The sequence below is a fragment of the Azoarcus sp. KH32C genome (assembly GCF_000349945.1).
Classification (GTDB): domain Bacteria; phylum Pseudomonadota; class Gammaproteobacteria; order Burkholderiales; family Rhodocyclaceae; genus Aromatoleum.
Genome location: NC_020516.1, coordinates 3,072,631 through 3,085,460, shown reverse-complemented (window position 1 = coordinate 3,085,460; position 12,830 = coordinate 3,072,631). Strand labels below are relative to the sequence as shown.

General features: G+C 67.5%; 8 protein-coding genes. 1 reads left to right on the top strand and 7 read right to left on the bottom strand.

Features of this window, described 5'->3' with window-relative positions:
• Positions 1-14 precede the first annotated feature (14 nt).
• The 7 genes from ppc to edd all read right to left on the bottom strand — a co-directional run bounded on the left by ppc (position 15) and on the right by edd (position 10,987).
• Positions 15-2,753 carry a phosphoenolpyruvate carboxylase gene (gene ppc, locus AZKH_RS13465; protein ID WP_015436333.1) on the bottom strand — a complete coding sequence of 913 codons (2,739 nt, stop codon included), beginning with the start codon at positions 2,751-2,753 and terminating at the stop codon, positions 15-17.
• A gap of 113 nt (positions 2,754-2,866) precedes the next feature.
• Positions 2,867-4,150 carry a phosphopyruvate hydratase gene (gene eno, locus AZKH_RS13460; RefSeq protein WP_015436332.1) on the bottom strand — a complete coding sequence of 428 codons (1,284 nt, stop codon included), beginning with the start codon at positions 4,148-4,150 and terminating at the stop codon, positions 2,867-2,869.
• Between the two features lie 109 nt (positions 4,151-4,259).
• Positions 4,260-5,897, bottom strand: coding sequence for an NADP-dependent glyceraldehyde-3-phosphate dehydrogenase (locus AZKH_RS13455; RefSeq protein ID WP_015436331.1), 1,638 nt, complete (start codon positions 5,895-5,897; stop codon positions 4,260-4,262).
• 50 nt (positions 5,898-5,947) lie between these two features.
• On the bottom strand, positions 5,948-7,381 hold the full coding sequence (gene pyk / locus AZKH_RS13450) for a pyruvate kinase (RefSeq protein ID WP_015436330.1): 1,434 nt from the start codon (positions 7,379-7,381) through the stop codon (positions 5,948-5,950).
• Between the two features lie 8 nt (positions 7,382-7,389).
• Positions 7,390-8,469: an aldose 1-epimerase gene (locus AZKH_RS13445; protein WP_231874409.1), complete on the bottom strand. Its 1,080-nt coding sequence runs from the start codon at positions 8,467-8,469 to the stop codon at positions 7,390-7,392.
• A complete protein-coding gene (gene eda / locus AZKH_RS13440) occupies positions 8,466-9,104 on the bottom strand; it encodes a bifunctional 4-hydroxy-2-oxoglutarate aldolase/2-dehydro-3-deoxy-phosphogluconate aldolase (protein ID WP_015436328.1) in 639 nt (212 codons plus the stop codon). The genes AZKH_RS13445 and eda overlap by 4 nt, the downstream gene beginning before the upstream one ends.
• Positions 9,105-9,127: 23 nt before the next feature.
• Positions 9,128-10,987: a phosphogluconate dehydratase gene (edd, locus tag AZKH_RS13435; protein WP_015436327.1), complete on the bottom strand. Its 1,860-nt coding sequence runs from the start codon at positions 10,985-10,987 to the stop codon at positions 9,128-9,130.
• 370 nt (positions 10,988-11,357) lie between these two features.
• On the opposite strand from edd, the gene zwf reads away from it, so the two are divergent.
• Entirely contained in the window at positions 11,358-12,830 is a 1,473-nt protein-coding gene (gene zwf / locus AZKH_RS13430; protein WP_015436326.1) for a glucose-6-phosphate dehydrogenase, read from the top strand.

The window sequence follows — 12,830 nt, the reverse complement described above, 5'->3', positions numbered from 1 at the left end:
TGTCTGCGGGGGGATTATCCGCTGTTCCGCAACCCAGCCGCGATGCCGTTGATCGACAAGTGGATGCCGCGGCGGATGCGTTCGTCGTCGGCGCCTTCGCGGTGACGCCGCAGGAGTTCGACTTGGACGTGGTTGAGCGGATCGAGATAGGGGAAGCGATTGCGGATCGAGCGCTTGAGGAGCGGATTGGCGTCGAGCAGTTCGCGCTGACCGGTGATGCGCAGCAGCGCTTCGATCGTCGCCTGATGCTCGGCACGGATCACCGGGAAGATCGCGTCGCGCAGCGCTTCGTCATGCACGAGTCCCGCGTAGCGGCTCGCGATCGCGATGTCGCTCTTCGCCAGCACCATGTCCATGTTCGACAGCAGGGTCGCGAAGAAGGGCCACTCGCGGTGCATCGCCTGCAAGCGTTCGAGGCCGGCCTGCCCATGGCGCTCGACGTAGTCGGTGACGGCAGCGCCGAAGCCGTACCAGCCGGGCAACATCAGGCGGCATTGCGACCAGCTGAAGACCCAAGGGATTGCACGCAGGTCCTCGATCGCGAAGGTCTTCTTGCGCGAGGCCGGGCGTGAGCCGATGTTGAGCTGCGCGATCTCGTCGACGATGGTCGATTCGCGGAAGTAGCGCTCGAAGCCTTCCGTCTCATAGACGAGCGCGCGATAGGCGCGGAAGGCGGTCGCGGAAAGCTCGTCCATCGCATCGAGGAAATCCGCGCGCGGCGCGGCTTCCTTGCCGGACAGCAGGCTCGCTTCGAGGGTCGCGGCGACGAGGACTTCGAGGTTGCGGCGGCCGACTTCGGGGTTTCCATACTTGGCGCCGATGACTTCGCCCTGTTCGGTGAGACGGATCTGGCCCTGCACGGCACCGCCGGGTTGGGCGAGGATCGCCTGGTAGCTCGGACCGCCGCCGCGCCCGACGGAACCGCCGCGGCCGTGGAAGAGGCGCAGGCGCACGTTGTGGCGGCGGAAGACGTCGACCAGCGCGATCTCGGCCTTGTAGAGCTCCCAGCCGGAAGTGAGGAAGCCGCCGTCCTTGTTCGAGTCGGAATAGCCGAGCATCACTTCCTGCGTCCGTTCGCGCGAGGCGAGGAGGCGCTTCCAGGCCGGAAGGTCGAAGAGGCGATCCATGATCGGGCCGCTCGCCTGCAGGTCGGCGATGGTTTCGAAGAGCGGGATCACGTTGACGGCGAGCGTGGCGGTGCGCGGATCGAGGAGGCCCGCTTCCTTCAGCAGCACCGTTACTTCGAGCATGTCCGAGACGCTGTCGGCCTTCGAGATGATGCAGTTCGGCACCGAGGCCGGGCCGTAGCGGCGATGCGCCTCGCGCGCCATCCCGAAAATCGCGAGTTCGGAGGCGGTTTCATCGGAATAGGCGTAGTGCGGCGAGTTCAGCGGCCGCGGCGTGGCGAGTTCGTCGAGGAGCAGGGCAATGCGCTGCGATTCGGTGAGCTTCTGGTAGCGGGTGCCCGGCTGGGCGACTTCGAAGAGCTCGGCGACGACGCGCTCGTGCACTTCGGAGTTCTGGCGCAGGTCGATCGGGGCGAGGTGGAAACCGAACACCGCGACGGCGCGACGGATGCGGCGCAGGCGCCCGCGGGCGAGTTCGCCCGATCCGTTGGCGACGAGCGAGCGGTGGACGACGTCGAGGTCAGCCGAGAGCTGCTCGGGGCTGACGTAGGCTTCGACCGAGGGCGACGAGGCGGTGTCGCCGACGATGGCCTGTCGTGTTGCCGTGAGGCGGGCGCGAATGCCGGTGACGGCGCGGCGGTAGGGTTCGTCGCTGCGGTGGGGCGAGCGGTCGGGCGAGGCGTCGGCCAGCGCCAGCAGTTCGTCCGAGGCGGGCACGAGGAGCGAGGCGAGCGAGAGCTGCGAGGCGACGATGCCGAGCTCTTCGAGATAATGGGCGAGCACACGCTCGCACTGCATCGCGAGCGCCTGTTCGAGCATCTCGGCGGTGACGAAGGGGTTGCCGTCGCGGTCGCCGCCGATCCAGCTGCCGACTTGCAGGAAGGCGGGCAGCTCGTGGTCGGCGAGATGGGTGTCGCGCCCTGCGAGTTCATCCTCGATCGCAGCGTAGAGGCGCGGCACTTCGCGCAGGAAAGTCGTGTCGTGGTAGCCGAGCCCGTTCGAGACTTCGTCGACAACCGAGAGCTTCGCCGGGCGGAGCATCCGCGTCTGCCACAGCGTCAGGACGCCGCGGCGCAGGGCGTCGCCGTTCTCGCGCAACTCGTCAGGCGTCAGCGTCATGCGGTCGCGCTGATCCAGGAGGCGCGCGATCGCGGTCTGGCAGTTGAGGATGCTCTTCCTTTGGACTTCGGTCGGGTGAGCGGTGAGGACGGGCACGACGTGCGCCGTCGCGAAGAAGTCGGCGAGCGAAGAGGCATCGAGACCAGTGTCGAAGGCGCGGTTCATCGCGTGCGCGAGACTGCCTTCGCGGGGCGCGGAGCCGGCGATCAGGTGGGCGCGCGAGCGGCGGATGTGGTGCTGGTCCTCCGCGAGATTCGCGAGGTGCGAGAAGTAGCTGAAGGCGCGGACGACGTGCAGCGTGTCCTCGCGCGACAGGCGGTCGAGTTCGGCTTCGAGCTTGTGACGGGCGCCATGATCGTCGTCGCGGCGGAAGCGGATCGAGTCGCGGCGGATGCGCTCGACGAGGTCGAATACGGCTTCGCCCTCGCGGGCGCGGACGGTGTCGCCCAGCAGCCGGCCGAGCAGCCGGATGTCGTCGCGCAGGGCCTGGTCCTTGTCGGTGCTCACGTCAGAGGTCACGGCAGACTCCGGAAAAGCAAAAAGAAACCGGCACCACCGCCAGGGAGTGAGCGTTATCGCGGTGCCGGTTGGAGAGCAATCGTTGCGGGTTGCCTCGTGGCTCAGCGCGCCGCGAAGGCCCTGAAGCCCGCGAAGCGCGCGTCGGCGCCGAGCTCGCGTTCGATCGCGAGCAGGCGGTTGTACTTCTCGACGCGGTCGGAGCGGCTGGCGGAGCCGGTCTTGATCTGGCCGCAGGCGGTCGCCACCGCGAGGTCGGCGATCGTCGTGTCGCCGGTCTCACCCGAGCGGTGCGACACGATCGAGGCGTAGCCGGCGCGGCGCGCCATTTCCATCGCTGCAAGGGTTTCGGTCAGCGTGCCGATCTGGTTCGGCTTGATCAGGATCGCGTTGGCGATGCCTTTCTCGATGCCGCTGGCGAGGATCTCGGTGTTGGTGACGAAAAGGTCGTCGCCGACGAGCTGCACGCGGCGGCCCAAGCGGTCGGTCAGTACGCCCCAGCCGGCCCAGTCGTCCTCGGCCATGCCGTCCTCGATGCTGATGATCGGGTAGTCGCCGACGAGCTCGGCGAGGTAGCCGCAGAATTCGGCGCGCGAGAAATGCTTGTCTTCGCCTTCGAGGTGGTATTCGCCGTCATGGTGGAATTCGGAGGCCGCGCAGTCGAGCGCAAGCGCGATTTCGGAGCCGGGCTTGTAGCCGGCGCGTTCGACCGCTTCGAGGATCAGGTCGAGCGCTTCGCGCGTGCCGCTGACGTTGGGTGCGAAGCCGCCTTCGTCGCCGACCGAGGTCGGGAAGCCCTTGTCGTCGAGGAGCTTCTTCAGCGCGTGGAAGACGCCGACGCCGGCGCGCAGCGCGTCGCCGAAGCGCTCGAAGCCGTGCGGGACGATCATGCATTCCTGGATGTCCAGGCTGTTGTTCGCATGCGCGCCGCCGTTCATGACGTTCATCAGCGGCACCGGCAGCGTGAAGCCGCGGGAGGCGTCGCCGAGATGACGGTAGAGCGGGATGCCTTGGGCGTTGGCGGCGGCGTGGGCAGTCGCGAGCGACACGGCGAGCAGCGCATTCGCGCCGAGTTTCGACTTGTCGGCGCTGCCGTCGAGCTCGCACAGCAGCGCGTCGATCGCGGCCTGGTCGCGGGCGTCGCGCCCTTTCAGCGCGGCGGCGATCGGGCCTTCGACGTTGGCGAGCGCTTTCGTCACGCCCTTGCCGCCGAAGCGCGCCGGGTCGCCGTCGCGAAGTTCGAGGGCTTCACGCGCGCCGGTCGAGGCGCCGGAAGGCACTGCGGCGACGCCGGCGTGGCCGGAGTCGAGGCGGACGGTGGCTTGCAGGGTGGGATTGCCGCGGGAGTCGAGGATTTCGAGGGCTTCGATCGAAGAGATGGTGGTCATGGTCGTCGTTCGGGCGTCAGCGGGCTTGCGCAGGTAGAAAAAAGGGCCGGCATCTGATTCTGGAGAGCGTGATGCCGGCCCGGAGGAGGAACGGTCGATCGTGCGTCGATCAGAGGATGAAGCGCGTATTCACGAAGTTCGACTTGTTGCCGAGCACGATGCTGTCGAGGAGCTTCCTCGACGCCTCGGTCTGCTTCGCGGCGACCATCGTGCGGATCGAGAACGAGCGCAGCGCGTCATGCACCGAGAGGGTGCCTTCGGCCGAATCCTTGCGGCCGTTGAACGGGAATACGTCGGGGCTGCGCTGGCACTGGGCGTTGAGGTTGACACGGCCGACCTGGTTTACGAGCGGATCGATGAGGCTCGCGACCTGATCCGGGTTGTTGCCGAAGATCGATACCTGTTGGCCGTGGTCGGAGGTGATGACGTACTGGAGCGCGGTTTCGATGTCCTCGAAGGGCGCAACCGGAACGACCGGGCCGAACTGCTCCTCGCGATAGAGCTTCATGCCTTCCTGGACGGGGAATACGACCGCCGGGTGGAACATCGTCGCGACCGAGGCGCCACCGTTGTCGTTGAGCACTTTCGCGCCCTTCGCGACCGCGTCCTCGATCAGCTCGTTCATGTAGCCGACCTTCGCCATCTCGGGCAGCGGCGTGATCGTCACGCCCTTTTCCCAGGGCATGCCGATCTTGAGCTTTCCGATCTCCTCGCAGAAGCGGCGCAGGAACTGGTCGGCAATCGCCTGATGAACGAGGATCATCTTGAGCGCCGTGCAGCGCTGGCCGTTGAAGGAGAGGGAGCCGGTGATGCATTCCTTGACCGTGAGCTCGATGTCGGCGTCCGGGAGGATGATCGCGGCGTTCTTGGCTTCGAGGCCGAGCACCGCGCGCAGGCGGTTGGTCTTCGGGTGGGCCTTCTTCAATTGGTCGGCGACCTTGCTGGTGCCGATCAACGCGAGCACGTTCACCTTGCCTGAAGCCATGATGTGCGGCACCACAACGCTGCCCTGGCCGTACACGATGTTGATCGCCCCGGCCGGGAAGGCGCTGCGGAAGGCCTCCAGCATCGGGTAGTACAACAGCACGCCGAAGCGCGGCGGCTTGAAGAGCACGACGTTGCCCATGATCAGCGCCGGGATCAGGGTGCAGAAGGTTTCGTTCATCGGGTAGTTGTACGGACCCATGCACAGCACGATGCCGAGCGGCGAGCGGCGGATCTGCGCGATCGTGCCCTCGACGATCTGGAAGCGGGAGTTGGTGTTGTCGAGGTTCTTCAGCTCGGCGATGGTCGCCTTGATGTAGTCGATCGTGCGGTCGAATTCCTTCTCCGAGTCAGCGAGGCTCTTGCCGATCTCCCACATGATCAGGTTCACGATCTCGTGCCGGCGCGCGACGATCTGGTTCGTGAAGTTCTCGACGCAGGCGATGCGCTCGGCGACGGACATCGTCGGCCACTGGCCGCGGCCATTGTCGTAGGCCTTGACCGCGGCGGCGATCGCGGCGTCGGCTTCATCGGTGCCGGTGACGGGGAAGCTGCCCAGTTCAACGTGCGTCAGCTTGCCGTCGGCGGCGCGCATCGCCACGGGCGAGTAGACCGGGCGCGTCTCGCCCTTCCAGATCTGCATTTCGCCGTTCAGGAGGATCGCGCGCTGGTGCAAGGGCGCGAGGACGCGGCATTCGGCGGGGACGTCGGCTTCCGTCGGGAAGAGGGCTTGCAGCTTGGCGTGGATGGCTGTTGCGTTCATGGTTGTCTCTCTGTCTCTCTCTCGTGTGTCTCTCGTTGGGGTCGGGGGCCTCAGGCGGGCACGGGTGCCTCGCCGGCCGGCCACGCGAGGCGCAGCAGGTTGGTGCTGCCGGGGGTGCCGAAGGGCACGCCGGCGGTGACGACGACGGCCTGGCCCGGCGCGGTGAGGCCTTCGGCGCGGCAATGTTCGAGCGCGACGTTGACGATCTCTTCGACTTCGCAGGCCTCGACCGAACGGCGGGAACGCACGCCCCAGACGACGCACAGGCGGCGGGCAACGGATTGCGAGGGCGTCAGCCCGAGGATCGGCGAACGCGGGCGCTGGTGCGCGATGCGCAGTGCCGTCGAGCCCGAGGCGGTGAAGGCGACGGTCGCCGACAGCGGCAAGGTCTCTGCGACGGCTCGGATCGCGGTGCCGATCGCGTCGGTCGTGTTGCCCTTCGGATCGGCGCCGACCGCTTCCATCAACTGGCGTTGCAGTGGGTCGGCCTCGGTGCGGGCGATGATGCGCGCCATGATCTCGAGCGCGTCGGTGGGGTACTTGCCCGACGCGGTTTCGGCGGACAGCATCACCGCGTCCGCGCCGTCGAACACCGCGGTTGCGACGTCGGAGGCTTCGGCACGCGTCGGAGCGGGCGCCGAGATCATCGATTCGAGCATCTGCGTCGCGACGACGACCGGCTTGCCTGCACGGCGGCACAGCCGCACGATGCGCTTCTGCAGCCCAGGGACGTCTTCGGGCGGGAGTTCCACGCCGAGGTCGCCGCGCGCCACCATGATGCCGTCGGCCAGCGCAATGATCTCTTCGAGTTCGACGAGCGCCGAGGGCTTCTCGATCTTCGCCATCAGCAGCGCCTTGTCGCCGATCAGCTCGCGCGCTTCGGCAATGTCCTCGGCCCGCTGCACGAAGGACAGCGCGACCCAGTCGATGCCCAGCTCCAGGCCGAAGGCGAGATCGCGGCGATCCTTGGCGGTCAGCGCCGACAGCGGCAGCGCGACGTCGGGGACGTTGACGCCCTTGCGGTCCGACAGGCGCCCGTCGGTGAGCGCTTCCATCTCCAGCACGCCCTCGCTTTTGGCGACGACCTTCAGCCGCATCTTGCCGTCGTCGACCAGCAACACGTGGCCGGGGCCAACCGCATTGATGATTTCCGGATGCGGGATCGCCACACGCTCGGCATTGCCCGGCGTCGGGTCGAGGTCGAAGCGGATGCGGTCGCCGCGCGCGAGCGTGACGCCGCCTTCAGCGAAGGTGCCGAGCCGCAGCTTCGGGCCCTGCAGGTCGATCAGTACGCCGATCGGGCGGCCGAGGCGTTCTTCGACGGCCCGGATGCGGTGATAGACCGCGCGGTGGTCGTCGTGGCTACCATGGCTGAAGTTCAGCCGGAAGACGTCGGCGCCGGCCTCGGCGAGCGCACGCAAAGTGTTCTCGTCGGCGCTCGCGGGACCGACGGTCGCAATGATCTTGGTGTTCTTGCCTGGCATCTCGGGTCTCACTCGATGGCGCTGGAAGCGGAGTTGAAGGTGGCGGGGGCGGAGTCGACGTCGAACTCGACGCCGCAACTGAAGCTGGATGTCGTGCCGGGCGGCAGACGGATCGTCCGCGTGCAGTCGTCGCGGTTGAACGCGTCGGTCATGACCTCGACCGGCTCGATCGCGATCGAACGCCGTGCGTCGCGCGCGAGCGTGTCGCCGGTGAAGACGTGGGTCAGTCCGCCGCGCTGCCACATGGTCAGGCGGCGACCGGTCGCGGGGTCGCGTAGCCGGCTGCGGATCAGTCCGTCGGCTTCCGCCTCGGCGCCTGCGTAGCAGCCGTCGATGACGGCGTCGCCGATCGGCCGAGGCTCGCGGAAGTCGGGGAGCGGGGCTTGCGTCACAGGTGTGTAGGCCGCTTCGCCGGGCAGGGGCAGCAGGTTCCCATCCGTGACGACGCAGCGGGCGGCGGGCACCGTCAGTTCCAGCGTCTCGATCGGTGCGTCTCCGAGCCGGAAGTAGGGATGCCAGCCGGCCGAGTAGGGGATCGCGCGTTCGCCGATGTTGGTGCCGGTGATCGTCAGCGCGATCGCCCTGGCGGTGAAGCTCACCCGCACGTTCAGTTTCAGCGCGAACGGATAGCCGGGGAAATCGTTCGGGCGGATCGCGCCCGTGAAGAGGGCGCTCGCGCCGGCGAGGCTTTCCTGTACGTCCGCGACGCTCAGGTCCATCTCACGCAGGAAGCCGTGGTAGATCAGGCGTTGGCCGTGCGGCACGCCTGGCAACAGGTCGAAGTCCCGGTCGTCGAAACGATAGCGGCCGTCGGCGATGCGGTTGCAGAAGGGGGCGAGGATGCCGTTGCGCACGCCGTTCTGGCTGTCGAATTCGACCGCCGTGGCGTAGCCGTCGGTGAGCGGGACCATCTCGCCCGCGTGCGGCACGCGCCACGCGAGCAGCGTTGCCCCGCGCCGGGCGAAGACCGCGTAGGCGCCGCTGCGCTCGTCGCGCAGCTCCAGCGCCGGAATTCCGCCGAACTCGACCTTGCGTACGCGGAAGGACGAGGCTTCGGCGCGGGCGAAGGGCATCGCCAAAGCGCTCACTTCGCGCCTTCCGCCGGGCGAAGTGCTGCGGCGGCGCGCGCAAGCTCGGTGATCGCGGCCCAGTCGCCGGCACGTACGCGGTCGGCCGGGGTCAACCACGAGCCGCCCACGCAGGCCACGTTCGGCAGCGCAAGGAAATTCGGCGCGCTCGTCGCGTCGATCCCGCCAGTCGGGCAGAAGCGCACCTGCGGGAAGGGCCCGCCGAGGGCCTTCAGCATGCCGATGCCGCCGGCCTGCGCGGCGGGGAAGAGCTTCATCGCGGTGTAGCCGGCCGCGAGCGCGTTGATCACGTCCGACGGCGTCATCACGCCGGGCAGCAGCGGGATCGTCGATTCACGGCCGGCACGGAGCAGTTCGGGCGACGCGCCCGGGCTCACTGCGAAGACCGCACCGGCTTCGGCCGCGGCGGCGAGGTCCGCCGGCGTCATGACCGTGCCGACACCGACGATCGCATCCGGCACTTCGGCGCGGATCGCGCGCACGCTCTCGAGCGCCGCGGCGGTGCGCAGCGTCACTTCGAGGACGCGGATGCCGCCGGCGACGAGCGCACGAGCAAGGGGCACGGCGTCCGATACCTTATCGAGCACGATCACCGGCATCACGGGGCTGGCGGCGAGCAGGGTGGAAATGTCCATCAGTCGAATCTCCGGAAACAGGTTCAGGCCGCCTGAAGCGGGCCGGGCAGGGTGGAGCCGAAGGTGCTGGCGCCCTGTTCGGCGCCGCAGGCATTGGCTCGCGCATTGAAGAAGAGCTCGCGCCCGACGCCGTGCTGGTGGGCTTCGAGGTCCGCGGTGGCGAGGTCGCGCCGCGCCCACTCGGCCGCGTCGACGAGGACTTCGAGCGTGCCGGCCTCGGCATCGAGCCGGATCAGGTCGCCTTCACGGACTTTCGCGAGCGGCCCGCCGGCGAGGCATTCCGGCGTCACGTGGATCGCCGCCGGAACCTTGCCCGACGCACCGGACATGCGGCCGTCGGTCACCAGGGCGACGCGGTAGCCCTGGTCCTGCAGCACGCCGAGGGCGGGGGTCAGCTTGTGCAGCTCCGGCATGCCGTTCGCACGCGGCCCCTGGAAGCGGACGACGGCAACGAAATCGCGCGTCAGCTCGCCGCGCTTGAAGGCCGCCATCAGCTCGTCCTGATCGTTGAACACGAGCGCGGGCGCCTCGACGACGCGGTGCTCGGGCTTCACGGCCGACACCTTGATCACCGAGCGGCCGAGATTGCCCTTCAGCAGCTTCAGGCCGCCGTCGGCGCTGAACGGCTCGGCGGCCGGACGCAGCACCGTCGGATCGAGGCTCGTTTCCACGGCCGGACGCCATGCGAGTTGTTCGCTGTCTTGCCACGGCTCTTCGGCGTAGCGCGCGAGGCCCTGGCCCATCACCGTCATCACGTCGCCATGCAAGAGACCGGCGCCGAGCAACTCGCGGATCAGGAAGCCCATCCCGCCCGCGGCGTGGAAGTGGTTCACATCGGCGCTGCCGTTCGGGTAGATGCGGGTCAGCAAGGGCACGGCGGCAGACAGATCGTCGAAGTCGTTCCAGTCGATGTGGATGCCGGCGGCGGCCGCGATCGCGACGAGGTGGATCGTGTGATTCGTCGAACCACCGGTGGCGAGCAGACCGACGATCGCGTTGGCGATCGCGCGCTCATCCACCACTTTCGCGATCGGGATGTATTCCTTTCCGAGCCGCGTAATGCCTGCGAGGCGCCGCGCGGCAGCGCGCGTCAGCTCGTCGCGCAGCTGAGTGCCCGGATTGACGAAGGCGGCGCCGGGCAGGTGCAGGCCCATTACTTCCATCAGCATCTGGTTGCTGTTCGCGGTGCCGTAGAAGGTGCAGGTGCCGGGCCCGTGATAGGCGGCCATCTCGGATTCGAGCAGTTCTTCGCGCGTCGCCCGGCCTTGTGCGAAGAGCTGGCGCACACGCGCCTTCTCATCGTTGCCGATACCGGTGGTCATCGGGCCGGCGGGGACGAAGATCGTGGGCAGGTGTCCAAATTGCAGAGCGCCGATCAACAGGCCCGGCACGATCTTGTCGCACACGCCCAGGCAGAGCGTGCCGTCGAAGACGTTGTGCGAGAGGGCGACCGCCGTCGACATCGCGATCACGTCACGCGAGAACAGCGACAGCTCCATGCCGGCCTCGCCTTGGGTCACACCGTCGCACATTGCGGGCACGCCGCCAGCGAATTGCGCGACCGCACCGGCGCCGCGCGCGGCCTCCTTGATCAGCGCGGGCATGCGTTCGAAGGGCTGGTGCGCGGACAACATGTCGTTATAGGCGGAGACGATCCCCAGGTTCGGCAGCCGCGCCTGACGCAGCACGAGCTTGTCGTTCGGCGCGAAGGCCGCGTAGGCGTGGGCCTGGTTGGCACAGGAAACATGGGTGCGGGCGCTGCCTGCCGCGCTGGCCGCCTTCTCGACGCGCCCGAGGTAGGCGGAACGTGAGGCGGCGCTGCGAGCGCGGATGCGGTCGGTGACGCGAGCAAGGACGGGGTTGAGGACGGGAGTGACGGCCATGAGGACCTCCTTCGTATCGGTACGTCGCACGACCGGATCCGGTTTGGGCTCCATCTGCGACTTGATTTAGAACAAGTGTAGAATTACTACACGAATTAATGCAAGTACCTTTTCAACAAAATCGATCCTCGTTCGTAAGGCGAAGGTCTCGCGAAGAGGCACGGATTGCAGCCCATGTTGCTGCATGCAGAGGAAAGAGACAGGTGCTTCGAGATAAATCATGAAAGCGCGTCCATGAAAGTCTCAAGCTACAGTCATGTTGACTTTCTACATTTCTGCGGCTTTAATCTGTTGTAGATTTACTACCGCCGACGCCTTAAGCTACGAATACGCCGGCGCAAGACCAGAACAACCGGAAGAGGCAAACAAAGTGATCCCCCTAGAAGCGTTCGATCTGATCCTGTTTGGCGGCAGCGGCGACCTCGCGATGCGAAAGTTGCTTCCGGCGCTGTATTACCGCCACCGCGACAGCGCGGCCGACCCGAATGCCGCCCGCTGGCGCATCGTCGGCGTCGGCCGGGAAGATCTGAGCCGCGACGGATATCTCGCGAAAGTCGAGGCGCACGCGCGCCAGTTCATCGCCGCGCGCGATTTCGATGCTGCCGCCTGGGCCGCCTTCGCCCGCTGCCTCGACTACGTCCCGCTGGATGCGCGCGAGGCCGCGGACTATGAGCGTTTGACCGCCGTCCTCGGGAACGATCCCGCCCGCGTGCGCGTTTTCTATTTGGCGACCGCGCCGAGCCTCTTCGCTTCGATCTGCGAAAACCTCGGCGCGGCCGGCCTCGTCACGCCCGACAGCCGCGTCGTCCTCGAAAAGCCGCTCGGCCGTGATCTCGCCTCCGCACGCCAGATCAACGAGCAGGTCGGCGCGATCTTCAAGGAAGAGCAGATCTATCGGATCGACCACTACCTCGGCAAGGAGACGGTCCAGAACCTGATCGCGCTGCGCTTCGGCAACGCGCTCTTCGAGCCGCTGTGGAGCCGTGCCTGCGTGCGCGACGTGCAGATCACGCTCGCGGAGACGGTCGGCGTCGAAGGCCGGGGCGAGTTCTACGACAACACGGGCGCACTGCGCGACATGGTGCAGAACCACCTGCTGCAACTCTTGTGCATCGTCGCGATGGAACCGCCTGCCAGCATCGATCCGGACGCGATGCGCGACGAAAAGCTCAAGGTGCTGCGCGCGCTGCGCCCGATGAGCGCCGAGGATGTCGCCAGCCGCACCGTGCGCGGCCAGTACCGCGCCGGAGCGGTCGACGGCAAGCCGGTGCCGGCCTATCTCGAAGAGCCGGGCATTCCCTCCGGCAGCCGCACCGAGACCTTCGTCGCACTGAAGGCTGAACTCAACAACTGGCGCTGGGCCGGGGTGCCGTTCTATCTGCGGACCGGCAAACGCATGCAGGAGCGCCTCGCCGAGATCGTCGTGAACTTCCACGAGGTGCCGCACGCGCTCTTCCCGTCGGTATCGGGCGAGCGCGCCGCGAACCGGCTCGTGATCCGCCTGCAGCCGGACGAGGGCCTGGAACTGCATCTGATGGCGAAGGTGCCGGGCGACGAAATGCGCCTGCGCCCGGTGGCGCTTAACCTCGACTTCGCCGAGACCTATCACACGCGCCAATGGGACGCCTACGAGCGCCTGCTGATGGACGTGATCCGCGGCAAGCTGACGCTTTTCATGCGCCGCGACGAACTCGACGCCGCGTGGCGCTGGATCGAACCGATCCTCGAAGGTTGGGAACAGGACCCCACGCCGCCACGTCCATACACTGCAGGCACCTGGGGCCCCGCCGCCTCCAGCGCCCTCGTGGGCCGCGACGGCCTCGCCTGGCTGCAGGATTCCTGA

Bases quoted from the DNA above. Each gene is read 5' to 3' on its own strand.
- eno (WP_015436332.1), bottom strand. From the start codon at position 4,150: ATGACCACCATCTCTTCGATCGAAGCCCTCGAAATCCTCGACTCCCGC.
- AZKH_RS13455 (WP_015436331.1), bottom strand. From the start codon at position 5,897: ATGAACGCAACAGCCATCCACGCCAAGCTGCAAGCCCTCTTCCCGACG.
- pyk (WP_015436330.1), bottom strand. From the start codon at position 7,381: ATGCCAGGCAAGAACACCAAGATCATTGCGACCGTCGGTCCCGCGAGC.
- eda (WP_015436328.1), bottom strand. From the start codon at position 9,104: ATGGACATTTCCACCCTGCTCGCCGCCAGCCCCGTGATGCCGGTGATC.
- edd (WP_015436327.1), bottom strand. From the start codon at position 10,987: ATGGCCGTCACTCCCGTCCTCAACCCCGTCCTTGCTCGCGTCACCGAC.